Genomic DNA, 21,714 nt, shown 5'->3' with positions numbered 1-21,714 from the left:
GTCAATAGCTTTACTATCGTTCGCAATAACATGGGAAGCCTATTAATACAAACGGCCGGCGTACTTCGGCTCAATCTTTGCATTCGCAGCATAAATCAATTTTATGCCCGAAGGCCCAAGCATCGTTATTCTGAAAGAAAAGGTACAGCAATTTAAAGGCAAAACCGTAACAGCCGCCAGTTGCAATAATGGTTCGCTTGATGTATCTATACTAATGAACCAACCAATTACCGACTTTAAAAGCTGGGGCAAGCACTTTCTGATATGTTTTCCGGGATTTACGGTGCGTATACACATGATGATGTTTGGCACTTATCGCATTAACGAGCATACAGCCAAGCCGCCGCGGCTGCACCTGCAATTTAACAATGAGGAATTAAATTTTTACGCGTGCCTGTTGCAGTTGATTGAACAACCGCTTAACGAGGTGTATGATTGGGAAGCCGATATAATGAGTGATAGCTGGAACACCAAAAAGGCTATTAAAAAAATGAAAGCTGAACCGAAACTACTGGCCTGCGATGCGCTGATGGATCAGCAGATATTTTCTGGCGTGGGTAACATCATCAAAAACGAGACGTTATTTCGCACGCGGATTCATCCCGAAAGCCTGATTGCAGCCATTCCTCCAAAAAAGCTCAAAGAAATGATAGTGGAAACCATAAAGTACAGCTTTGAGTTTTTGGAGCAGAAAAAGAAAGGCACATTAAAACGTAACTGGCAGGCATATCATAAAAAAGAATGCCCGCGAAATCACGTCCCTTTTATCCGGCGCGATACGGGTCGCTCCCACCGTGCAAGCTTTTACTGTGAAGTATGCCAGGTGCTTTACTCTTAATAATCGTCGTGCTTATCTCAAATCCACCAATTCTGCACCCGGGTGCGCTTTTTTATCATAAACAAAAGCACTCTCGGTTACCTTCACATTTGGTGTGAATGTACGCAGTGTATAGGTGTAAGTACTGCCATTTTTATCAAAAATCTTAGCGCTATACAATTGGTTTTTAGCTTTATCAATCAGCAACCTTACTTTAAAATAATCGGTTTTCTCATCAGTAGATGAAAGGTCAACCACTTGATAGCTTTTGGCGCCAATCTTTTGTAAGCCAGTGTAAATATATTTGTATCCTTTTTCGTAAATGGTAAATAGTTTAGCCGGGTTAAACCCGTCCTCGCTGTTGTCGGCCTTATTTAGCTGTACTTCATTCGCCTCTTTAAGGTAGGTCCATTGGTTTTTTCCATCACTTATGATCTCCTGGGTAATGGCTTTTAAACTTGCAGGTGCATAAAGGGTTACTTTATATTTATTAGTTTTTGTAGCAGATAATAGCGTACCGTTCTGCGTTTGTTTGACCCCTGCCTGCTGATTATCAATGGCGAGGCTAAAATCTGTTTTAACAGAGTTATAGCTGCGATATTGTTTACTTAACTTATTAAGTATGATTTTTGCCTCGGCATCTTTCTGGGCAAGGGCAGCAGATGTCGAGGTTATCGATAATATCAGGTATAAAAATATTTTTTTCATGGATGTCATTTCTAAAACTCACAGGCAATAACCATCAGCGCCTGTAATGGTTTAGAGTGATGGCAGATAAATTGGTTTAATCGCGTGGTTTTTGCAACTCTTCTAAATGGCGCTCCAGGCTGTACTCATCAGGGAACAACACATCACGGGCTTTACTACCCTCAAACGGACCTACTATACCTGCGGCTTCCAACTGATCGATAATGCGCCCGGCACGGTTGTAACCCAGTTTCATTTTACGCTGTATCAACGATGTAGAACCCTGCTGATGCAATACAATAAGTCGCGCGGCGTCCTCAAACATCGGGTCGCGGTCGTCAGGGTCATATTCTTTAGGGCTGCTTCCTGCCTCGCCCTCACCAACATATTCAGGCAGCAACATAGCGGTAGGATATCCACGTTGATTACCTATAAAGTCGGATATTTTTTCTACCTCGGGGGTATCAACAAAAGCGCACTGCAAGCGTATTAAATCGCTGCCTGTCGACAACAGCATATCCCCGCGGCCAATTAGCTGATCTGCCCCGCCGGCATCCAGAATAGTGCGCGAGTCGATTTTTGATAATACCCTGAAAGCAAGCCTCGCCGGGAAGTTAGCCTTAATTGTACCCGTAATAACATTTACCGAAGGCCTTTGCGTTGCAATAACCAGGTGTATACCCACCGCGCGGGCCAGCTGTGCCAAACGGGCAATAGGCTGCTCAACCTCTTTACCGGCCGTCATCATCAAATCGGCAAACTCATCTATTACCAGCACTATAAAGGGCAGGTAGCGGTGTTTTTCGGGGTTGCTTATTTTACGGTTTACAAACTTACCATTATACTCCTTAAGGTTACGCACCTGTGCATCCTTAAGCAGGTCATACCGCTGATCCATCTCGATGCAAAGCGAGTTAAGGGTATTAACCACCTTTTTGGTATCGGTGATAATGGCATCCTCCTCGTCAGGCAGCTTGGCCAGGAAGTGCCTTTCAATTTTGCGGAACAGGGTAAGCTCCACTTTTTTAGGATCAACAAGTACAAACTTCAGCTCGGCCGGATGGCGTTTGTAAAGCAGCGATGCAAGAATAGCGTTGATACCAACAGATTTACCCTGACCGGTAGCACCGGCAACCAGCAAGTGGGGCATTTTGGCCAGGTCGGCAATAAATACCTCGTTGGATATGGTTTTGCCCAATGCAATAGGCAGGTCCATGGTAGTGTTCTGGAACTTCTCTGTTGCCAGTACCGAGCGCATTGAAACCATCTCGGGGTTTTGGTTAGGCACCTCAATACCTATGGTACCCTTACCAGGCATAGGCGCAATGATACGTATACCCAATGCTGCAAGGCTCAGCGCAATATCATCTTCAAGGTTCTTGATCTTAGAAATACGTACACCCGGTGCAGGGATAATCTCATACAGCGTAACCGTGGGGCCTATGGTCGCTTTTATCTTGTCGATCTCGATGTTATAATGGTTGAGGGTTTCAACAATTTTGTTTTTATTGGCCTCAAGCTCCTCGGCGTTTACAGATATTTTAGCGCTGCCATGATTTTCCAGCAGGTCTAAAGGTGGCAGTTGGTATGATGCAAGGTCAAGCTTATGATCGTAAATGCCAAACTGTTCAACCAGGCTGTTGGCTTTAACCTCGTCGGCTTTTTCTATATTCATTACCGGCGTAGGGCGTTCAACATCTATAGTTAACGGAATTTCAGTTTCCTCTTCAGGTTCATGTATAGCAACAGGTTCGGGTTTAAGCACTACAGGCTCGTGCAGCACATTTGCAGCTACAGGCACTACCTGCTGTTGCCTTACCGGCTCGGCAATGGCTTCGCCCGCGGCGCTGGCTGCAAGCATATCTTTCACCTTGTTACCATTGCGCGGCCACTCAACCGGCAGTGAAATTTCTTCATCTTCCAGTTCTACCGGTTCCGGAGATACCTCATCTACGGCCACAGGCTTGATTTTCTGCTTACGCTCGGGTAATTTAAAATCAATGTTATAAGCTATTATAAGCACTGTAAGCGCTAAAAATATCAACAAAAAGCCTGTGCCCGATTGCCCTATCTGCGCTGCCAGCAAACGGTTTGTCCAAAAGCCAAAGTTGCCTTCCAAAAAGTGCGGATAATCAATAATAAAAGCATGTAAAAAGCCAATAGCTACTGATAGAAAAATAATGCTGAAAAAAGTATAAGCCAGCATTTTGCCAACAGAAAACAGCTTTATTTTAAACAGCAAACGGTAACCTACAATAAAAAAGATAAATACAAACAGGAACGAAGCTACACCAAACCACTCAAATATGAACTGATTTGACAGCAACGCGCCGAATTTGCCCAGCCAGTTATCCACCATAGGGTTGGCAACGCCATTTTCTATAAGTTCTTTTGTGGTTTTAAACAGGTTGCCCCAGCCGCCGTTGGCTTTAGAAACATAGCTTTGATCCTGCTGCCAGGTAAACAAATAGGACGTAAAGGCTATCAGGAAAAATACAGAAAGCACCAGGAAAAACAGGCCGATTATCTTTATAGCGCGTCCATCGCGCAGATCAAACAAAGGCAGGCGTTCTACTATAGGTTTGGCCGCCCTGGTACGTTCGGGCTTTGACCCTGGTGTACGGGGTTTATTTTCTTCCTTAAAATTATTTGATCTGAACTGGTTTCCTTTGATCGGCATCCTTACTCCTGGGCGTTTGATTGCAAATATAAAGTTATTAGATAAAACAGATATTTTTTAATAATATTGAGATTAAATGAGCCTTGATAACCTGGAAGAATACATTGCTAATGCTGATGTACAACAGCTTAAGGCCTTGTTGTATGCCAATCCCTCGCTGGCAACTGCTAAAACCAGCCTGAATGTATCGCCTTTAATGCTTTCCTGCTATTATAAAAAGCCCGAAGTTACAGCTGCCTTGTTAAATTATGTAGACGAGCCCGACCTGTTTGAGGCCGCTGCGGCAGGTAAATTTGATGCTGTTGCATACCAGGTGAACCTGCATCCGGAACGTATAGATTATTATACCGAGGATGGATTTACAGCATTGGGACTGGCCAGCTACTTCGGGCATTTTGATATTGCACGTTATCTGATATTAAAGGGTGCTGATGTCAATAAACCATCGGACAACGGGTATATGGTTTACCCGCTACATTCTGCTGCGGCAGGCAACTTTACCAGTACCGCACGCATGCTGATAGAAAATGGAGCTAATGTAAACGTGAGGCAAGTATCCGGGGTAACTCCATTGCACTCTGCGGCCCAAAACGGCAACCTCGACTTACTGATAATCCTTCTGGAGAATGGCGCGCAAGTAGACATACGAATGGAAGGCGGTAAATTACCTGCCGACCTTGCCCGTGAAAAAGGCTTTGAAGAAATTGCAGAAATTCTGAGCTGATAAGTAACAAATAATGTTTTTTATCATCTATTACAAAAATATGTTCCGATGAAAAAAAGCCTTATCGCCCTTACTTTATTATTTGGTGGTATCTACCAACCTATACATGCCCAAACCGTTAATACCGCAAAATTAGACAGCCTTATGGATGTGCTGGCCGCTAACAACAAAAGCATGGGCAGCCTTGCTATTTCGCAAAATGGCCACATCATTTATCAAAAAAGCATAGGTTATGCTGCTATCGACAGCCCGTCAACCATACCCTCAACGGCAAAAACCAGGTATCGGATAGGGTCAATAAGTAAGATGTTTACCGGCGTGATGATATTTCAGTTAATTGAACAGGGAAAGCTGACCTTACAAACCACGCTTGATAAATATTACCCGCAAATACCAAATGCCGGTAAGATAACTGTTGGTATGATGCTGAACCATCATAGCGGTCTGCATAATTTTACAAATGACCCCGCTTATCTGGAATATATGGTAAAACCGCAAACCCACGACCAGATGTTGACGAGGATAGCGGCCATGAAACCCGATTTTGAGCCCGGCGCCAAAGGCGAATATAGCAATACCAACTTTGTATTATTAGGTTATATTGTTGAAAAATTAACCAATAAGCCTTATGCAACAGCAGTAAAATCAATGGTTATTGATAAAGCCGGTTTGAAAGACACCTATTATGGTAAAAACATCAACACAGGTAATAACGAGGCCTTATCTTACACTTATGAAGGTAAATGGAAAAAGTTTGTTGATACCGATATGAGTATCCCGGGCGGTGCTGGCGGCATGGTATCCACCCCGGCTGATCTCGACAAATTTATTGAGGCAATTTTTAACGGCACACTTGTAAAACCTGCAAGCCTGGCCCAAATGGAAACGCTTAGCGACAGGTTTGGAATGGCCATGTTTAAAACACCATTTAATGATAAAACAGGCTATGGGCACGGAGGAGCAATAGACATGTTCCGATCGTTGGTAAGTTACTTCCCTGATCAAAAACTTGCGGTAGCCTACATCGCTAACGGCGGAAGTTACACACCCGAACAGGTACTGGTTGGTGTACTAAGCATTTATTTTAAAACACCTTACAGCATACCAACCTTTGCCGAGGTAAAGGGCGCTGATAAATATGTTGGAGTGTACAGCAGCACTACAATTCCGTTAAAGATCACAATTACTACAGATGGCGCTGCTCTTTTTGCACAGGCTACCGGGCAGTCGTCTTTTCCGTTAGATGCAGCAGGCCAACCCGACGTGTTTAAATTTGACGCGGCAGGTATTGTTATGGAGTTCCATCCTGCAACAAGCAGTTTTACGCTTAAGCAAGGAGGCGCTCAATATGAATTTACAAAGGAACAGAAGTAAGCCCTAAGGTTATTCAAACTGAAGTTCCCATTTATCTTCGCCACCGTCTACCACACGGAAAATGGCTTTTTCTACTGACTTGTTACTGTCTGAAGAATTGATGCGCACAATTTCATGGTCGTGAAATTCTTCTTCAGTTCTTGGAATCATGATGGCGGTAAGTGTTTCAGGATCGCCGGGTACGGTTATAGTTCTCATGGTTAACGAGTTTATTAAATGGTTAACAAAGTAATAGTGGATTAGTTTAAATGTTTGTCATGCTGAATTTGTTTCAGTAACTCACCTGCAAAGCTTCTCATTGCCTAAGAAAACCCGCAATAAATTGGGGATACTAAATCGCTACACCCTTATATAAACCTTATTTTTATCCAATATTTTTCCAACGCACCAGCATAACAACATATAGCTGATGGCAAAAAGCAGCGAACCTATTGCCCCGGGAGCTATCTTTTGGAAGAATACAGAATTTATCCATCCCATGAAATTCTGGTCGCCTATCCGGATCATCCAGAAGATAATTACAAGAACCTCTGACAGGATGTAAATAGCCAGCGGATTTTTACCAACAGTAGTAAAAAAGGACGTCCAGTTTGCTTTATTCCAGTGGCGCACCTCTACCAGATAAATCAGCGCTGATATGATCACCATATCCAAACCAACAGTGAGCAGTGTGAACGGGCTCGACCATAATTTTTTTCCTATCGGGAATGCCATACCCCAGAATAAGGCCAGGAAGATAAATAAGGCGCCCATTAAAGTAAGGCGGGCAATAGTTTCATAGCCTTTACCTTTTTCCTGTATAAACCTGCCGGCATAATACCCGCATATTACATTTACAATTGCAGGCAACGTACTCAATACACCCTCAGGGTCAAAAGCAACGCCTTCGCCATGGTAAAGGTGCGCATCTCCAAACAAGAATTTATCCAGGTAAGTACCCGCGTTGGTAAGCATACCGTAAGGCGCCGCAGGGTCGCCATAAATCAGCAATAGCACCCAATAACCCACCAATAATAACGCACTGATAATAAACACCCAGGTGCGGTTCCTTACAAAATAAATAATTAACGACCCAAAGATATAACAGAGGCCGATGCGCTGCAGTACGCCCATAATACGGGTTTCGCTAAAAGGGCGCATCACCCACCCATCTTTGGTATGATCTGCAAACGGGAACCATGACATCAGATATCCTATCAGAAAAATGATCAAGCCTCGCTTCAGGATGCGGTAAACTACCTGGCCGGTACTTAACGAATCAAACTTTTTCATGGTAAAGCTCATGGCGTTACCAACGGCAAATAAAAAAGATGGAAATACAAGGTCGGTAGGTGTAAATCCAAACCAGGCGGCATGCTCAAGCGGCGAAAATGGCTGCGCACCACTGCCAGGTGTGTTTACAATGATCATGAAACAGATGGTCATTCCACGGAATACATCCAGTGAAAGAAACCTTTCAGACTTTGGGTTCATATATTAGGTGCAATAATTAAATTTTCTGGGGATAAATTCTCACACAATATAGTAATTAAAATTTCTAAAAAGCAAAAAGACTCTTTACTTTATAAATATTTTTAAAAAGTAATTTAAACCGCATCTGTTATCAAATGTTATTATTTTTGAAAACATGCTTACGCTCACTAACCATACACTCGATAAACTTGAAATGCTGTTAAAAACAAGCGGTTATAAGGTTAGATATGAAAAAGGTAATTTTAAAACCGGGGCATGCCTGCTGCAAAACAGTAAAGTTGTTGTGGTTAATAAATTTGCCAACTTAGAAAGCAAAATTGCTGCGGTTGCAGAGCTTGCCCGAACGCTCGAAATGGATTATAACTTGCTTGATGATAAACAGGCTGCATTTTTACACCAATTAAAACAAACCCAACTGCAGCTGTGATCATAACATTTTTAGGAACCGGAACATCACAGGGCGTACCTGTAATTGCATGCGAGTGCGAAGTTTGCACCTCGGCTGATAAGCACGATAAGCGTTTACGCACTTCAATTATGATTGAAGAGAATGGCAAAACCATTGTTATTGATTCAGGCCCCGACTTTCGATACCAGATGTTGCGTGAAAAGGTGATGCACCTGGATGCCATTGTTTTTACGCATGAGCACAAAGACCATGTGGCCGGAATGGATGATATACGCGCCTTTAATTACAAACAGCAGGGGCCGGTTGATATTTATGCCGATAGCCGTGTGCAAGCCGCCCTTCATCGCGAGTTCCCTTATATTTTTGATAATGCCGGTTATCCGGGCATTCCTCAAATTAACTTACACACCATTGATTTGCAGCCATTTGATGTAAGCGGCATTACTTTTACACCAATCGAGGTAATGCACTACAAACTACCCGTAAAAGGTTTCAGGATCAAGGATTTTACGTACATTACTGATGCCAAAACGGTATCAAACCAGGAAAAAGAAAAGATACGCGGCAGCAGGATACTGGTGATTAATGCTTTGCAAAAACAAACGCATATATCTCATTTCACATTGGATGAAGCCATCGCCTTTGCCAGGGATATTGGTGCCGAAAAAACTTACTTTACTCACATCAGCCACCGGCTTGGGAAATATACCGACGTAAACCCCGAACTTCCTGAAGGGATAGAACTGGCTTACGACGGCCTTAAAATTGAAGTTTAGTCTACATTGTTTTCCGGTAGTCCTCTACCGGTTTTGTGTTGAAGCTCGTCTATACGTTTTGAGGCATCTGCTTTAGATAAAGTTTCGTCAAACTCCTCACCCGCCTCGTCAGACAAGGTTTTAAGATACGAATGCTGCGCACCCGTCATAGGTTCCGCACCTGTCGTCCATTCATTCGGGTCTTTAACAGTATTGGAACCATTTATACCGTTAGTGTTTTCTTCTTCCTGGTTGTTATTTAGCTGATTAGTCATAGCGTTTTTATTTTTATATAAAAACGCCGGTCTTAGCTAATTGTTTTAGCAATCACCCTCCTATTTGCGGGGCACTATCCGGAAAAAATGTGGGTTTGGTGGGTGGCGGTATTTGCAGGTTAGGGTTAAAATTGGGCAGTAATCGCTTAAGTACATTACCGGGCATATTGCCAACATCCAAAAAGGTCCAGGTTTTTCCCTGGTCATCACTTACCCCCAACAGGTACGAATGACTGATGTATCGGCCATTGAATACAAACATCACAACGGTTTCGGGCACAAGGCAATGGACCTGGTTACCTGCGGTGTAAAAAGGGCCCGGCTGATTTACCCAACCGTCAAACTTTAATACTCCCCGGCTTTTTAAGGCTTCGGTCCGTTCTGTGATCAGTTTCTGCATAGCTTCCTTACCTCCCGATAATTTTACCAATTCCGGATAGGTTAAATTGACAACAGTTTTGGTATCACCACTAAAAGTAGCTTTAGCCAGTTTGTCGGCTAATTTTTTTACAAAGGTGCTGTCTTGTGCTTTGGCTGAAAGGTATGTTGTAAAGAAAAATATGAAAAGGGCGTACCGCCTCATGCTATAGTACAGGTTTATATTTACTACTGTTTATTACGTTATCTATCGCAAATTTATTGTTATCGGCAAATAAATAAAGTAAAGCGAAATATATACCATAAATCATCTGTGTAAAAACGCTGTTCCATTGCTCCTGCATGCAGGAGCCAAAAATAAGGCATAGGATAATTACAACGCCCAATACATTGGCAAATCGGGTAAATAAACCCAGCATAAGTAAAACACCGGTTAAAAGCTCTAAAAATGGCAGTAAGTAGCTAAATGGCCTTACCAACGCCTCGGGCAACCACGTTTCGCTGAAAGATTTAACCATCCCGGCACTAAATTTCTCCAGCTTTGGTATACGTACCAGGCCGTGCCCAAACATGCTGAAAGCTATTGGTAGGCGTGCAAGAAAGTAAGCTGTGCCTGTGGTTTTCATATTTTACAGTTTTACCGGCGGCTGGGGTTGAGGGATCACCAGGCTATGATTAAATTTCGGGAATATCTGGTCGATAGCATTTATTGAACCTCTATTCAGGTCCAGAAACGACCAGCTTTTGCCGCCGTTACTGCTTACTGCAAGCAAGTTACTTTTGCCGGCAAAACGGCCTTGATTAGTTTTCATCACAATGGTTTCAGGTATAAGGCAATGTATTTCAGTACCGGCTTTATAAAACTTGCCCGGTTCGCCAATGGTTATCTTTTCAAATAAAAAGCCCTGCGCTTTCATCTGATCAAGCCCCTCAGTCATCATTTTAAGCATCTTTGCCTTGCCTCCGCCAATTTCTACTGCTTTGGGATAGGTATTATTTAAAACAGTTTGGTAATCGCCTTTTAACAATGCGCCGGCTATGCCCTGCGCCTGTTTTTTTATCTGCGCTGCATCCTGTGCAAATATGGTTGACGGAAAAGCTAACAGGATAATAATCTTAAAAATCAGTTTCATTTACGCTTATGTTTTTTACTGGTAAGTATTTTACGGGCAAGCTTATCTGTACCGTCTGTTTTGCCTGTGTGTTTGATGCCTAAGATATCGCACACCAGGTTAAATACTTCTACATTTTTGAAAGGTACAATATTTAAATGTTTTTTTAAAGCAGGCCCCCAGGCATAAAAACTGGCATGCATATCTTTAATTACCGCCGGGTCATAGCCATGCCAGCCCGGGTTTATTTTCTTTTTGGTGTTCCAAAGATTGAAAATTTTAGGGTAGTGTGGTATCAGCAGGATATCACCTATACGGTTATGCCAGTCGTCACTGGCGCTATAATGCAAATGCGCCGGGACGTTTGTGCTAAGGTATACATCATAATCCTTCGCCTCTTTTTTCAATGCAGCAAACGTAGCCTGAACATCGCTTTTGTTTTTTGCGTAAAGCTCAACTAAAATACCATCCCCGGATATCACATATTTTGATGTATCGATAGATGCGGGTATGCCAAGCGGGTGCTGGTTATCAACTCTTGTCATGCCGTGATCTGATACAAAAACAAAATTTACATTTTTCAATCCGGTTGCTTTGACAGCCTTGTTCAGCTCGTTAACGGCAGAGTCAATAAAATGCACCTCATGCTCTGTTTCCGGTGATTCCGGACCATAATTATGAGCGGCATGATCTACCTGCGGAAAATAAAAAGTAATTAAATGCGGGCGCTTATCAGCCGGAAGCTTAAGCCAGTTTACCACCGCTTGTATGCGGTTATGGATAGCTATTTTGTCGTTATAAATGTAATAATAAGTTGGGCGCACACCTTGTATAGCCGCCTCTGATGCAACCCAGTAAAAGCTGGCTGATAGCATTTTTTGCTGCTCGGCAAGTACCCATAATGGCGCACCTCCGTACCAGCTGCTATCAGCAACTTTGTCTTTCGCGCTCATGGAGTATTTATCTTTTTTGGTTCTATCGTAAAAAGTGTTGTTTACCAAACCCGAGTGTGAGGGATATAAACCGCTTACAATGGCGTAATGATTTGGGAAAGTAACCGAAGGATAAGAAGGGATCATTGATGATGCGCTTACCCCTTTGCCTGCCAGTCGCAGAATATTGTCGGCATGGTATTTCTTCGCAAAATCGTATCTGAAACCATCTGCGGATATAAGTATAACATAAGGCTTATTTTGCTGGGCAACACTGTTTTCTCGGTCGGCTATCACTTTTTGTACAGTATCAACCGGGGTTTGCGAAAAACCGTTTATCCCTACTGTTAATATACCTATGATCAATAAATAAAATCTTTTCATCATAAAATATTACATGCAAAAGTACCCAATACACATTAAGATAAAGGAATCATAACGTTAATGTTGCAGTTGTGTTACTTTAACACAACCCATCAATTTTTTAACATAGTGAAAAACTCTCCTGCCGGCATTTACATTAATATCAGGGAAAAGTTAAGATCATTAAAGGAATAACTTCAGCGCAGATTTATTATTAACTTTGGAAATATCAACCAAAGACAATAACATGCCTGCCGTTATTCCCAAAAAAATACTTGCCCGCCAGCATGAGATATTGGCCGATTACCTGAGAGAAGTGGATAAGCATCTGGACGATATAATGTATGAGCGCGTGACAGAGATGTTTGAAATACGCGACTTCGCCGAAATTTTGCACATACATCCCACACATCTTACCAATACTATTAAGCTGGTAACCGGTAAATCGCCATGCTACTTTTTTGAGGCAAAGATCATGGAACTGGCCAAAGGCATGCTGCAACAGAACATGCCTATAAAAGAGGTAGCATTTAAGCTGACTTTTGATGCCTCTAACTTCACCAAGTTTTTCAGACGTTTTGAGGGCGTTACGCCCAAGCAGTATAAAGAGCAGTTGTTTGAGTTGGTTTAACTGACTTTTCTGAATGCTCTTCAATGGAGACGACTTAAAAAAGTAAATCTTCTTTCGCTGGCGGCTATTTATTCACCCAGACATCGCTGTCACTCGTCGACCCTTTCTGCTTCGCAAAAAGGGTAAGAATTGAAAGTTAAATTATAGCGTTACTTGTGAGTTGAACGCCCCTGCCCCTCTTTGCGAAGCAGAGTAGCCTCTCCTAAATCCTCTCCGTAGGAAAGGACTTCTGATTCCCTCTTTCCGCAAAGCGGAGAGAGGGCAGACGAGCGACAGCGATGTCGGGGTGAGTAAGTTTGTGAGGCCGATGATTAAAGTCTGGACAAAAACTGTACTGCTCACCATTTTATCTGTAACTGTCACCATTTTTTAGCAACTGTTTATGCCCAACTTTGTATTATTAAAAACATACAACAATGAGCACAAACAAAATTGCATTAATAACAGGCGGAAGCAGGGGCCTTGGTAAAAACGCTGCTTTGAAAATTGCCGCCAAAGGTTTTGATGTTATAATTACTTATCGCAGCAAAAAGGAAGAGGCTGAAGAAGTTGTCAACCAGATTGAACTGGCCGGGCAAACAGCAGCGGCATTGCAGTTAGATACCTCTAAGATTGCCGCCTTTGCCGATTTTAAGCAACAATTAACTAACGTTTTGCAGGAAAAATGGGAGCGCAAAAACTTTGATTTCCTGGTTAATAACGCGGGTATTGATGCAGCATCTCCTTTTGCCCAAACCACCGAAGAAGATTTTGATAATCTTTTTAACGTTCACTTCAAAGGCGTTTATTTTTTAACGCAAACTTTGCTGGATACAATTGCCGATGGCGGCCGCATCATTAACCTTTCAACTGGCCTAACCCGTTTTGCAACGCCTGGCTATGCTGCTTACGCCTCTATGAAAGGCGCTATCGAGGTATTTACAAAATACCTGGCAAAAGAACTGGGCAGCCGTGGTATAGCAGCCAACCTGGTTGCTCCGGGCATAGTGGAAACCGATTTTACCAGGGAAGCCTTTGAAAGCCATCCCAAAATGCATGAATTTATCTCGTCTATCACTGCTTTAGGGCGGCCGGGACAGCCTGATGATATAGGCGGTGTAATCGCATTTTTATGTACAGAAGATGCACGTTGGATAAATGCCCAGCGTATAGAGGCATCCGGCGGCATGTTCTTGTAAGTAGTGAGCAGTAAATGGAAAGTGGTGAACGTTGATCATACATACGAGTAACCGCTTCAAGCTAATTGAAGAAAGGGCCGGTTAGATTGAACCGGCCCTTTTTATTGGCAGTGTGCCGTCCTGAAATAGGTTGACTCCAAATGACCTTAACAATGAAAAAGCAGGAAGAAGCACGCAAGAAACGTACACGGGGGGATTACAGCATGGCCTTTAAATTACAGGTCATCGGTGAAGTAGAAAGGGGGGAATTAAACCAGGATCAGGCTGGCCGGAAATATGGTATACAAGAGAACTCGACCATTTTGCAATGGATAAGAAAACATGGTACCTTAGATTGGAAAGAACTACCCACAGTGTCACACACAAAAACACCGGAGCAAAAGATCAAAGAACTGGAAGCGCTATTGGCCAGGGAAAAGGAAAAGGTACAAGTATTAAATACGGCTATAGATATAGCTGATGAAATACTAAAAACAGATATCCGAAAAAAGTATTTGCCCGAACAGTTCAAAAAGCAAAAGCCCCGCGACTAGGTATCCGGGGTGTTTGTGAATTGCTCGGGTACACCAAACAAGCCTATTATAAACACAAAGCAGATCGCCTGGAAAGAAGAAAAGACCTTATCCAGGTACGAGAGATGGTTATGCGCATCCGCAGTAAAATGCCGCGTTTAGGCACACGTAAGCTGTATTATTTATTAAAGGATGAGCTGGATGCCCGTGATATTAAGATAGGAAGGGACGTGCTTTTCAACTTTCTTCGCGCAGAGCAGTTGTTGATTAGGCCCCGGCACTGTTATACGAAAACCACTGATTCGAAGCACTGGATGAAGAAATACCCTAATCTCATAATTGATATGCAAATCACCCGTCCTGAGCAGGTCTGGGTAAGTGATATAACCTATATAAAAACAGCTTCAGGCAATTCGTATTTAAGCCTGGTTACAGATGCTTATTCTAAAAAAACCATGGGCTATGCATTACTGGAGAACCTAAGCGCAGCCGGACCTTTGAATGCATTAAATATGGCGTTGAAAAATCGAAAATATAAACGAGCTCTCATTCATCATTCTGATAGAGGACTACAGTACTGTTCTGGTGAATATGTACAAAAGCTTAAAGATTATCACATTGATATCAGCATGACTCAGAACGGCGATCCTTATGAGAATGCCATTGCTGAAAGGATAAACGGAATACTGAAATACGAGTTTCTTTGGATCGACGGCTTTAAGAATCATCTGCAAGCGATAGAAGTCATTAAGCAATCTATCGGAATCTATAATCAAGAACGGCCACACTTAAGCTGCCAGATGATGACCCGGAAGCAACACATAATCAACAAAGAATCAAAAGAAAACTGTGGAATAAAAAAGTCCTGAAAGAGTAAACCTAACAGGACTTTATTGAATACTTTTATAAACTAATCAGTCAACTTTTTTCAGGACTAGTCACAGTAATTAGTATATTTCGGCCTAAATAATTGCTTATGGAATTTGGCCGCGTACCCGATCATGAATTGCCGCTGGTAGATTTTACACTCCCGCCTGATACTGCTTTTACTACTGCAACATTGGCGGAGGCTGACAAAACCAAGCCACTGCAGGCACATGTTGGTTGCGCAAAATGGGGGCGCAAAGAATGGGTTGGCCAGATCTACCCGCTCAAGACCAAAGAAGCTAACTTTTTAGATGAGTATGTAAAGCATTTTAACTGCATAGAACTTAATGCCACTTTTTACCAGACCTACGGGCCGGACACTATTGCCAAGTGGAAGCAGAAAGCCGACCCCAATCCTGAGTTTAAATTTTGCCCAAAGTTTTCGCAAAGTATAAGCCATATACGCAGATTAAAGAATGCCGAAGAAATTACTACAACTTACTATGAAGGCATCATGGCGTTTGCCGAAAAACTTGGCCCGCTGTTTTTACAACTGAGCGATAACTTTTCACCTAAAAGCCTGCCGGAGCTAACCGCTTACCTGGAGCACCTGCCTACTGATATACCTGTTTATGTAGAGCTGAGGCATAAAGATTGGTTTGCGGTAGATGAGAACCGCGAGGCTGCATTTAATCTTTTTAAGCGACTTAACATAGGCTCTATAATTACTGATGCCACCGGCCGCCGCGACTGCCTGCACATGATGCTGCCTACCCCGCATGCATTTATACGCTTTGTTGGCAATGGCCTGCATCCAACAGATTATGCACGTTGTGATGAATGGGTTGACAGGATTGCGCAATGGAAAGAGCAGGGTTTACAATCAGTATGGTTTTTTATGCACCAGCACGATGAACGCTACTCGCCGGAGCTATGCGATTATGTTATTGAAAAAATGAACGAACGCTTAGGCACCACCCTGCTGCGCCCGCAGTTTATTGGCAAGGAAAAGGGGTTGTTTGATTGATAACCTCTTAGCACGTGTCATTACGAGGGTACGATTGATAATCTCAGCATGTTCGTTTTGTCCTGTGAGATTGTTTCACTATCGTTCGCAATGACATGTCTTTTTATTAAATTATTCACAATCACATTACAAATCCAGCGCCCGGGTGCGTTTGCGTTTAATGTAGTTACGAATGTCCAGCACTATGCCGGCGAAAAAGTAGAATATCAACGGGAAGCCTACAGCCAGAAATGAAGAGTAAATAAAAAACAACCTGATTTTGGCGATAGATACATTAAAACGTTCGCCAAGATAAGTGCAAACCCCAAAAGAGTAGCGCTCAAAAAAGGTGATAACTCGTTGTAACATATCAGCTGGGTTTTAGTATTTTAATTCCAACGCCGCATTGCAGGCATTTCTTATAATTACAGTAACTGTTTTTTAATTCGATGAAGGCCTGCGATTCAAATGCCGACCTGATGTTTAACCCTAAATTAACAAAATCACTTGTAATATTGTTCTGCTCGGCAGGTATATTTTCCAGTAATTTAAGCGCTCTGCTGGTAAAGTGCTGTAGTTGCAAATGCCTGCCATAACTAAACAGGAACAATACAACCGTATTAAGCAGTATAGTATCAATGGAAGCAGCACCCAGGCTTTTAGCTGATGGTTTGGATTCTTTGTCGAACCGGTAATGAGTTTCCCAGTATTGATTGACTTTAATATCGGCAAACAAGCCGCGAAGCATCTTAACATCTCCGGTTTCCAGAATTTTTGAAAACAAATGATGCGATTGCATGATCAACCCCGCAAATTGGGCCAGCCTTATAGTCGGAAAATTCTGCGGCCGCATCCGCATGAATTTCCATAAGTGGTTTTCTATTGGTGTTAGTTTGTACTTTTTTTGCAGAAAGGCATATTCTTGTTTTAAAGCTAAGGGATAGGCATCAGCAAAATCTTCATTCAAAAAACCTGCCTGGCCAAACACTAAAGCTTCTATCTGCAAAGCGTTATTTTTATGCTTGGCAAGGATATTTTGCGGCAAAGATTTAGCCAGCAGCTCAAAAGGAAGCGCGTTTACTTTGAAACCAAAGTTTGCAGCCAGAAACTGATAAAATGTTTCTTCCCAGTCGCCCCTATTTTGGTTCAAAGCCGTGATGACTACCTCAGATCGCTTTTCGAGCCTTTCTACCAATATTCGTGTTAACCAGTTTTGCATCGTAATACCATCTACCGCAGATATACTGCCTTCGCATGGGATAATGCTTTGGTTGCCAAATACTAATCCATGATAACGGTGGTGCAGATCAGCTGATATACGGTCTTTCAGCTCAAATGTTGGCACGCGTTTGCCGTCGGTACGTAACAAAGGTACATCATCATTATATACCACATGTAATATAACGTTGTCATACGCTCCATCTGCAGTATGGCCATGGCGTTGCCAGTCAGACGAGGCAATGTGTATCTCTGCATTGCCTGCCCAGGTGGTTTCGCCGATACGGATACGCGCGTTCTGAAAATCTGGGCCGGCGTTTTTGTTATGCAAGCCAACGGAATATATCTCCAGTTCTTCCCCTTCTGTAGTACGTAGATTAATGCGATTGAACAACCTGAACTGCCATACATAGTGCAAAAAATCCTCCGTGAAAAGCATGAGGGAAGATAAGCAAATTGTTGAAATCAGGATTTACAGAATTAAAGAATTAACAGAATATATTTTAATTCTTTCCCTGATGAACGAGTAAGCCCGCGCTACTGCACTGCCTTAAACAGAATAAATCTTTATCTTGCAGCTAAATCCTACGGAATATGAATAACACTCCTGCCACTACTCAAAGCCGTATCTGGTCTATCATAGGCGGCTCGCTTGGTAATTTGGTAGAGTGGTACGATTGGTATGTATACTCGGCCTTCTCTTTATATTTTGCCGGGGCTTTTTTTCCTAAAGGCAATCAGACGGCACAATTGCTAAACGCAGCCGGCATTTTTGCCCTTGGTTTTTTAATGCGCCCTATTGGTGGCTGGCTTATGGGAACATTTGCAGATAAACACGGACGAAAAAAAGCGCTTACTTTTTCTGTTTTATTAATGAGCGCCGGCTCGTTGATTATTGCTATAAGCCCCAGTTATAAGCATATAGGTATTGCGGCACCTATATTGTTGGTACTGGCCCGTGTAGTGCAAGGCATTAGCGTTGGCGGTGAATATGGCACCAGCGCCACTTACCTCAGCGAAATGGCCACGAAGAAGCACCGTGGTTTTTATTCCAGCTTCCAGTATGTCACCTTAATTATGGGCCAGTTATTGGCTTTGGGTGTTTTAGTATTGCTGCAACGAGTATTTTTAACACAAGAGCAATTGCATAGCTGGGGTTGGCGCATACCATTTGGCATAGGCGCCATACTGGCTATCGTGGTGATGTACCTGAGGCGCAGCTTGCAGGAATCGGCATCATTTGTTGAGGAACATCAAAAGCCGGAATTACGTGGAACACTTAAAGCCCTTGCCCAACATCCTAAGGCGGTGCTCACTGTAGTTGGGCTTACCCTTGGGGGCACCGTAGCGTTTTACACATTTACCACATACATGCAGAAGTTCCTGGTGAACACCAGCGGCTTTGATAAAAATGAAGCTACGCTGATATCTACGCTTACGCTGATTGTATTTATGTTATTGCAGCCTTTATATGGCTATATAAGCGACAGGATAGGCCGTAAGCCTATGCTTAAAGCCTTTGGTATTTTAGGTATCCTGACTACTATACCTATCCTTACCTTTTTAAGTAACACCATTAATTTTTGGCTGGCTTTCGCCCTGATAATGGTTGCACTGCTGGTAGTAAGTAACTATACATCCATAAACGCGGTAGTAAAAGCTGAGTTGTTTCCGGCGCATATTCGTGCGCTTGGGGTAGGTTTTCCGTACGCTATTGCAGTATCTGTGTTTGGCGGCTCTGCCGAGTATTTTGCCCTGCAATTTAAACAACATAGCCACGAGGAGTGGTTTTACTGGTATGTTACCTTCTGTATAGCTATCTCACTGGCCGTATACTCGCTTATGAACGATACACAAAAGCACTCCAAAATTGAGGATTGAGTGCCTCTCCTAAATCCTCCAAAGGAGATGACTTAAGTCATTGCTTCTTTGAAGCTCTTGATAAGGCTCATACCCTTATTTAGATACCAACCCCGATATTACGTTGATGCTTAACGCTACAATTGCTGTATTGAAGGCAAAGGATATCAGGCCGTGCATCCAGGCCAAGCGGCGTATACGGCGAGAGGTTATCTCAACGTCCGACACCTGGAAGGTCATGCCGATAACAAATGAGAAGTACACAAAATCCATATAATCCGGGTCCTTTGCATCGCCCGGAAATTCAAGCCCGCCAATGGTTTTATTGTGCTCGTCAGTAGAATAAAACAAATGCGCGTAGCGTAAGGTAAAAACGGTATGCACCAGCCACCATGACACTATAACCGCAGCCATGGCTATTATAATATAACCGGCCGCTGAATCCTCTGAGGTGGTTTTAGACGACTTGAGCAGCAAGTAAATGGCCACCAAACTGATTACTGAGGCAGCAAGTACAAACAGAAATATCAACGTGCGACTGGAATCTTCGAGGATGGCTATTTTTCTGATTTCTTTTGGATGGGCACTTAAAATGATGATCCAATCCAGAACAATGATTGTAAGTGCAACGGCTATCCAGGTAACAAGGGTAACCTCCGGGATTGATGGCAATTGCCTGGAAAGTAAAAAAACTGCCACCCCTACCGCCAGGGATATCAATAAACGGTAATGCGCATCAATACGTAAAAGTAAACCTTTGGTGGGTCGTGAAGACATGTTTTCAAATTAATGATTTCAGTGACTCATTAATCTTACTAAGTTAATCTTCTTCTACTATATTAGCAACGCGACCGATCTGACCGTCCTCTAAACGTACTTTTATTCCCCTGGAATGATAAGATGCGCTGGTCAGCAAATCTTTAACTACTCCGCGGGTAAGTTTTCCGCTACGCTGATCTTTTTTGAGGATGATATCAACCTCTAATCCAGGATATATTTCTGCTCTGTTTCGTCCGTGCATAAGTTTAATTTAGTCGGATGCCTGGTAAGACTGAAAGTCCGAAAGTTTTTTATTGAATCAGTACTTATCTTTCGGACTTTCCGACTTCAGACTCACTCTACTTACTTCAACAACCAGCTAATTGCATCTTCAACTTTCTTAAAGTTAAAGCTATCGATAACCTTTTTCATTGCGGCGGTTATCTGCTCATTTTGCAAATTGCCAATACTGCCTTCATGGGTATGGTTGACGGTTTTATCGGGGTTGAAGTTTCCCTGCTCAATTTCTAAGCCTATCTGCTTGTAAGCGTCGCGGAAAGGGGTACCGTTTAACACGGCTTTGTTCACCTCCTCTACGCTGAACAGATAAGCGTATTTAGGGTCGTCCAGTATATTTTTGTTAACGCTGATATTTTGCAACATAAAGGTAGCCATTTGCAGGCAATCCATTAGATCCGTAAACGCCGGGAATAATAATTCTTTAAGCAATTGGAGTTCGCGATGGTAGCCTGATGGCAGGTTGGTAGTCATCAGGGCCACATCATTTGGCAGGGCTTGTAAACGGTTACATTTACCGCGCATTATTTCCCAAACGTCCGGGTTCTTTTTATGTGGCATAATACTGCTGCCGGTGGTCAGGTTTTCGGGATAGCTTACAAAAGCGAAATTCTGGCTTAGATACAGGCACTGGTCCATAGCCATCTTGGCGAGTGTAGCCGCTATTGAAGATAATGCCTGCGCGATGATCCGCTCGGTTTTGCCTCGCCCCATTTGCGCGTAAACCACATTGTAGTTAAGGCTGTCAAATCCCAGCAATTGAGTTGTTAAAGTACGATTGAGCGGAAATGAAGAGCCATAGCCCGCGGCTGAACCTAATGGATTTTTATTGGTGATCTTCCATGCAGCCAGCACCAATTCCAGGTCGTCGGCTAAACTTTCGGCATACGCGCCAAACCACAACCCAAAAGATGATGGCATAGCTACCTGTAAGTGCGTATAGCCGGGCAATAAAACACCCTTATGTTCCTCACTTAGCTCCATCAACTCATTGAAAAGCTTTTCAACCTCATTTACCACCTGTTGCAATTGATGGCGAAAAAATAGTTTCAGGTCTACCAGTACCTGATCGTTACGTGAGCGGCCGCTGTGTATTTTTTTACCGGCATCGCCAATGCGGCGGGTAAGCAGCATTTCAACCTGAGAATGCACATCCTCTACATCATCTTCGATGGTAAAGTCGCCGGTTCCAATTTCGTTATAAATTATTTTTAGCTCGCGCTGAATAAGAGCCAGGTCTTCGCTGCTCATCAGTCCTATCGATTCGAGCATTTTAGTATGAGCCAAAGAACCCAGTACATCAAACGCAGCCATCTGGTTATCCAGCTCACGGTCGCGCCCAACAGTAAAGTTTTCTACGAGTTTATCAACGTTTGTAGTTTTTTGCCAAAGTTTGCTCATCTGTTT

The 21,714-nt window shown here is 42.9% G+C and carries 25 protein-coding genes; 11 read left to right on the top strand and 14 right to left on the bottom strand.

Annotated features, from left to right (window positions below; genetic code table 11):
* The first annotated feature begins 103 nt into the window (after positions 1–103).
* Positions 104–838, top strand: coding sequence for a DNA-formamidopyrimidine glycosylase family protein (locus tag ACFQZX_RS04985; RefSeq protein WP_377112045.1), 735 nt, complete (start codon positions 104–106; stop codon positions 836–838).
* Positions 839–850: 12 nt separating this feature from the next.
* Here ACFQZX_RS04985 and ACFQZX_RS04980 read toward each other — a convergent pair whose 3' ends face one another.
* The gene (locus ACFQZX_RS04980; RefSeq protein WP_377112042.1) at positions 851–1,525 is read right to left on the bottom strand and encodes a LolA family protein; all 675 of its coding nucleotides are present in this window, start codon (positions 1,523–1,525) and stop codon (positions 851–853) included.
* Between the two features lie 76 nt (positions 1,526–1,601).
* Positions 1,602–4,184, bottom strand: coding sequence for an FtsK/SpoIIIE family DNA translocase (locus ACFQZX_RS04975; protein ID WP_377112040.1), 2,583 nt, complete (start codon positions 4,182–4,184; stop codon positions 1,602–1,604).
* A 76-nt stretch (positions 4,185–4,260) separates the two neighbouring features.
* Between ACFQZX_RS04975 and ACFQZX_RS04970 the strand changes: the two genes are divergently transcribed.
* The gene (locus tag ACFQZX_RS04970; protein WP_377112037.1) at positions 4,261–4,908 is read left to right on the top strand and encodes an ankyrin repeat domain-containing protein; all 648 of its coding nucleotides are present in this window, start codon (positions 4,261–4,263) and stop codon (positions 4,906–4,908) included.
* Positions 4,909–4,956: 48 nt separating this feature from the next.
* Complete coding sequence (locus ACFQZX_RS04965; RefSeq protein ID WP_377112036.1) at positions 4,957–6,282, top strand: serine hydrolase domain-containing protein; 1,326 nt, start codon at positions 4,957–4,959, stop codon at positions 6,280–6,282.
* 9 nt (positions 6,283–6,291) lie between these two features.
* Here ACFQZX_RS04965 and ACFQZX_RS04960 read toward each other — a convergent pair whose 3' ends face one another.
* Together ACFQZX_RS04960 and ACFQZX_RS04955 are read right to left on the bottom strand one after the other, a co-directional pair.
* The gene (locus ACFQZX_RS04960) at positions 6,292–6,480 is read right to left on the bottom strand and encodes a hypothetical protein (protein WP_377112033.1); all 189 of its coding nucleotides are present in this window, start codon (positions 6,478–6,480) and stop codon (positions 6,292–6,294) included.
* A gap of 141 nt (positions 6,481–6,621) precedes the next feature.
* On the bottom strand, positions 6,622–7,755 hold the full coding sequence (locus ACFQZX_RS04955) for an acyltransferase family protein (RefSeq protein WP_377112031.1): 1,134 nt from the start codon (positions 7,753–7,755) through the stop codon (positions 6,622–6,624).
* Between the two features lie 154 nt (positions 7,756–7,909).
* Between ACFQZX_RS04955 and ACFQZX_RS04950 the strand changes: the two genes are divergently transcribed.
* Together ACFQZX_RS04950 and ACFQZX_RS04945 are read left to right on the top strand one after the other, a co-directional pair.
* Complete coding sequence (locus ACFQZX_RS04950) at positions 7,910–8,182, top strand: hypothetical protein (RefSeq protein ID WP_377112028.1); 273 nt, start codon at positions 7,910–7,912, stop codon at positions 8,180–8,182.
* Positions 8,179–8,940: an MBL fold metallo-hydrolase gene (locus ACFQZX_RS04945; protein ID WP_377112025.1), complete on the top strand. Its 762-nt coding sequence runs from the start codon at positions 8,179–8,181 to the stop codon at positions 8,938–8,940. Before ACFQZX_RS04950 ends, ACFQZX_RS04945 begins: the two co-directional genes overlap by 4 nt.
* Here ACFQZX_RS04945 and ACFQZX_RS04940 read toward each other — a convergent pair.
* From ACFQZX_RS04940 to ACFQZX_RS04920, 5 genes are read right to left on the bottom strand one after another with little or no spacing between them, the layout of a single operon-like run.
* On the bottom strand, positions 8,937–9,194 hold the full coding sequence (locus ACFQZX_RS04940) for a DUF3072 domain-containing protein (protein ID WP_377112022.1): 258 nt from the start codon (positions 9,192–9,194) through the stop codon (positions 8,937–8,939). The two genes, ACFQZX_RS04945 and ACFQZX_RS04940, sit on opposite strands and share 4 nt — an antisense overlap.
* 52 nt (positions 9,195–9,246) lie before the next feature.
* Positions 9,247–9,777 (bottom strand): hypothetical protein, encoded by a 531-nt coding sequence (locus ACFQZX_RS04935; protein ID WP_377112019.1) that lies wholly within the window; start codon positions 9,775–9,777, stop codon positions 9,247–9,249.
* Position 9,778: 1 nt separating this feature from the next.
* Positions 9,779–10,198 (bottom strand): DoxX family protein, encoded by a 420-nt coding sequence (locus ACFQZX_RS04930; RefSeq protein ID WP_377112016.1) that lies wholly within the window; start codon positions 10,196–10,198, stop codon positions 9,779–9,781.
* A 3-nt stretch (positions 10,199–10,201) separates the two neighbouring features.
* A complete protein-coding gene (locus ACFQZX_RS04925; RefSeq protein WP_377112014.1) occupies positions 10,202–10,705 on the bottom strand; it encodes a hypothetical protein in 504 nt (167 codons plus the stop codon).
* Positions 10,702–12,003, bottom strand: coding sequence for an alkaline phosphatase family protein (locus ACFQZX_RS04920; RefSeq protein ID WP_377112012.1), 1,302 nt, complete (start codon positions 12,001–12,003; stop codon positions 10,702–10,704). The genes ACFQZX_RS04925 and ACFQZX_RS04920 overlap by 4 nt, the downstream gene beginning before the upstream one ends.
* A gap of 196 nt (positions 12,004–12,199) precedes the next feature.
* Here ACFQZX_RS04920 and ACFQZX_RS04915 point away from each other — a divergent pair, with 196 nt between their 5' ends.
* The 5 genes from ACFQZX_RS04915 to ACFQZX_RS04895 all read left to right on the top strand — a co-directional run bounded on the left by ACFQZX_RS04915 (position 12,200) and on the right by ACFQZX_RS04895 (position 16,194).
* Positions 12,200–12,610 (top strand): helix-turn-helix domain-containing protein, encoded by a 411-nt coding sequence (locus ACFQZX_RS04915; protein WP_377112008.1) that lies wholly within the window; start codon positions 12,200–12,202, stop codon positions 12,608–12,610.
* Positions 12,611–13,026: 416 nt separating this feature from the next.
* Positions 13,027–13,788 (top strand): SDR family oxidoreductase, encoded by a 762-nt coding sequence (locus tag ACFQZX_RS04910; protein ID WP_377112005.1) that lies wholly within the window; start codon positions 13,027–13,029, stop codon positions 13,786–13,788.
* Between the two features lie 152 nt (positions 13,789–13,940).
* Positions 13,941–14,321, top strand: coding sequence for a hypothetical protein (locus tag ACFQZX_RS04905; protein ID WP_377112002.1), 381 nt, complete (start codon positions 13,941–13,943; stop codon positions 14,319–14,321).
* A 20-nt stretch (positions 14,322–14,341) separates the two neighbouring features.
* Positions 14,342–15,169, top strand: coding sequence for an IS3 family transposase (locus ACFQZX_RS04900; protein WP_377112000.1), 828 nt, complete (start codon positions 14,342–14,344; stop codon positions 15,167–15,169).
* A 107-nt stretch (positions 15,170–15,276) separates the two neighbouring features.
* The gene (locus ACFQZX_RS04895; protein ID WP_377111997.1) at positions 15,277–16,194 is read left to right on the top strand and encodes a DUF72 domain-containing protein; all 918 of its coding nucleotides are present in this window, start codon (positions 15,277–15,279) and stop codon (positions 16,192–16,194) included.
* A 126-nt stretch (positions 16,195–16,320) separates the two neighbouring features.
* On the opposite strand, the gene ACFQZX_RS04890 is transcribed toward ACFQZX_RS04895, so the two are convergent.
* Both ACFQZX_RS04890 and ACFQZX_RS04885 read right to left on the bottom strand, forming a co-directional pair.
* Complete coding sequence (locus tag ACFQZX_RS04890) at positions 16,321–16,542, bottom strand: PspC domain-containing protein (RefSeq protein ID WP_377111995.1); 222 nt, start codon at positions 16,540–16,542, stop codon at positions 16,321–16,323.
* Between the two features lies 1 nt (position 16,543).
* A complete protein-coding gene (locus ACFQZX_RS04885) occupies positions 16,544–17,830 on the bottom strand; it encodes a DUF2851 family protein (protein ID WP_377111992.1) in 1,287 nt (428 codons plus the stop codon).
* 155 nt (positions 17,831–17,985) lie between these two features.
* On the opposite strand from ACFQZX_RS04885, the gene ACFQZX_RS04880 reads away from it, so the two are divergent.
* Positions 17,986–19,272 carry an MFS transporter gene (locus ACFQZX_RS04880; RefSeq protein WP_377111989.1) on the top strand — a complete coding sequence of 429 codons (1,287 nt, stop codon included), beginning with the start codon at positions 17,986–17,988 and terminating at the stop codon, positions 19,270–19,272.
* 75 nt (positions 19,273–19,347) lie between these two features.
* Here ACFQZX_RS04880 and ACFQZX_RS04875 read toward each other — a convergent pair whose 3' ends face one another.
* The 3 genes from ACFQZX_RS04875 to argH form a co-directional block, all read right to left on the bottom strand.
* A complete protein-coding gene (locus tag ACFQZX_RS04875) occupies positions 19,348–20,028 on the bottom strand; it encodes a DUF1345 domain-containing protein (protein WP_377111987.1) in 681 nt (226 codons plus the stop codon).
* 43 nt (positions 20,029–20,071) lie between these two features.
* On the bottom strand, positions 20,072–20,272 hold the full coding sequence (locus tag ACFQZX_RS04870; RefSeq protein WP_377111984.1) for a YwbE family protein: 201 nt from the start codon (positions 20,270–20,272) through the stop codon (positions 20,072–20,074).
* 101 nt (positions 20,273–20,373) lie between these two features.
* Positions 20,374–21,708, bottom strand: coding sequence for an argininosuccinate lyase (argH, locus tag ACFQZX_RS04865; RefSeq protein WP_377111981.1), 1,335 nt, complete (start codon positions 21,706–21,708; stop codon positions 20,374–20,376).
* Positions 21,709–21,714 lie beyond the last annotated feature (6 nt).

This window comes from Mucilaginibacter litoreus, assembly GCF_042676805.1.
Taxonomy (GTDB): domain Bacteria; phylum Bacteroidota; class Bacteroidia; order Sphingobacteriales; family Sphingobacteriaceae; genus Mucilaginibacter; species Mucilaginibacter litoreus.
Note: the sequence above shows the minus strand (reverse complement) of the source record. Positions and strands in the feature narration are given on the sequence as shown.

What these genes read in the sequence shown, in the direction of transcription:
- ACFQZX_RS04985 (WP_377112045.1), top strand. Translation starts at nt 104, where the DNA reads ATGCCCGAAGGCCCAAGCATCGTTATTCTGAAAGAAAAGGTACAGCAA.
- ACFQZX_RS04980 (WP_377112042.1), bottom strand. Translation starts at nt 1,525, where the DNA reads ATGAAAAAAATATTTTTATACCTGATATTATCGATAACCTCGACATCT.
- ACFQZX_RS04975 (WP_377112040.1), bottom strand. Translation starts at nt 4,184, where the DNA reads ATGCCGATCAAAGGAAACCAGTTCAGATCAAATAATTTTAAGGAAGAA.
- ACFQZX_RS04970 (WP_377112037.1), top strand. Translation starts at nt 4,261, where the DNA reads ATGAGCCTTGATAACCTGGAAGAATACATTGCTAATGCTGATGTACAA.
- ACFQZX_RS04965 (WP_377112036.1), top strand. Translation starts at nt 4,957, where the DNA reads ATGAAAAAAAGCCTTATCGCCCTTACTTTATTATTTGGTGGTATCTAC.
- ACFQZX_RS04960 (WP_377112033.1), bottom strand. Translation starts at nt 6,480, where the DNA reads ATGAGAACTATAACCGTACCCGGCGATCCTGAAACACTTACCGCCATC.
- ACFQZX_RS04955 (WP_377112031.1), bottom strand. Translation starts at nt 7,755, where the DNA reads ATGAACCCAAAGTCTGAAAGGTTTCTTTCACTGGATGTATTCCGTGGA.
- ACFQZX_RS04950 (WP_377112028.1), top strand. Translation starts at nt 7,910, where the DNA reads ATGCTTACGCTCACTAACCATACACTCGATAAACTTGAAATGCTGTTA.
- ACFQZX_RS04940 (WP_377112022.1), bottom strand. Translation starts at nt 9,194, where the DNA reads ATGACTAATCAGCTAAATAACAACCAGGAAGAAGAAAACACTAACGGT.
- ACFQZX_RS04935 (WP_377112019.1), bottom strand. Translation starts at nt 9,777, where the DNA reads ATGAGGCGGTACGCCCTTTTCATATTTTTCTTTACAACATACCTTTCA.
- ACFQZX_RS04930 (WP_377112016.1), bottom strand. Translation starts at nt 10,198, where the DNA reads ATGAAAACCACAGGCACAGCTTACTTTCTTGCACGCCTACCAATAGCT.
- ACFQZX_RS04925 (WP_377112014.1), bottom strand. Translation starts at nt 10,705, where the DNA reads ATGAAACTGATTTTTAAGATTATTATCCTGTTAGCTTTTCCGTCAACC.
- ACFQZX_RS04920 (WP_377112012.1), bottom strand. Translation starts at nt 12,003, where the DNA reads ATGATGAAAAGATTTTATTTATTGATCATAGGTATATTAACAGTAGGG.
- ACFQZX_RS04910 (WP_377112005.1), top strand. Translation starts at nt 13,027, where the DNA reads ATGAGCACAAACAAAATTGCATTAATAACAGGCGGAAGCAGGGGCCTT.
- ACFQZX_RS04905 (WP_377112002.1), top strand. Translation starts at nt 13,941, where the DNA reads ATGAAAAAGCAGGAAGAAGCACGCAAGAAACGTACACGGGGGGATTAC.
- ACFQZX_RS04895 (WP_377111997.1), top strand. Translation starts at nt 15,277, where the DNA reads ATGGAATTTGGCCGCGTACCCGATCATGAATTGCCGCTGGTAGATTTT.
- ACFQZX_RS04890 (WP_377111995.1), bottom strand. Translation starts at nt 16,542, where the DNA reads ATGTTACAACGAGTTATCACCTTTTTTGAGCGCTACTCTTTTGGGGTT.
- ACFQZX_RS04885 (WP_377111992.1), bottom strand. Translation starts at nt 17,830, where the DNA reads ATGCTTTTCACGGAGGATTTTTTGCACTATGTATGGCAGTTCAGGTTG.
- ACFQZX_RS04880 (WP_377111989.1), top strand. Translation starts at nt 17,986, where the DNA reads ATGAATAACACTCCTGCCACTACTCAAAGCCGTATCTGGTCTATCATA.
- ACFQZX_RS04875 (WP_377111987.1), bottom strand. Translation starts at nt 20,028, where the DNA reads ATGTCTTCACGACCCACCAAAGGTTTACTTTTACGTATTGATGCGCAT.
- ACFQZX_RS04870 (WP_377111984.1), bottom strand. Translation starts at nt 20,272, where the DNA reads ATGCACGGACGAAACAGAGCAGAAATATATCCTGGATTAGAGGTTGAT.
- argH (WP_377111981.1), bottom strand. Translation starts at nt 21,708, where the DNA reads ATGAGCAAACTTTGGCAAAAAACTACAAACGTTGATAAACTCGTAGAA.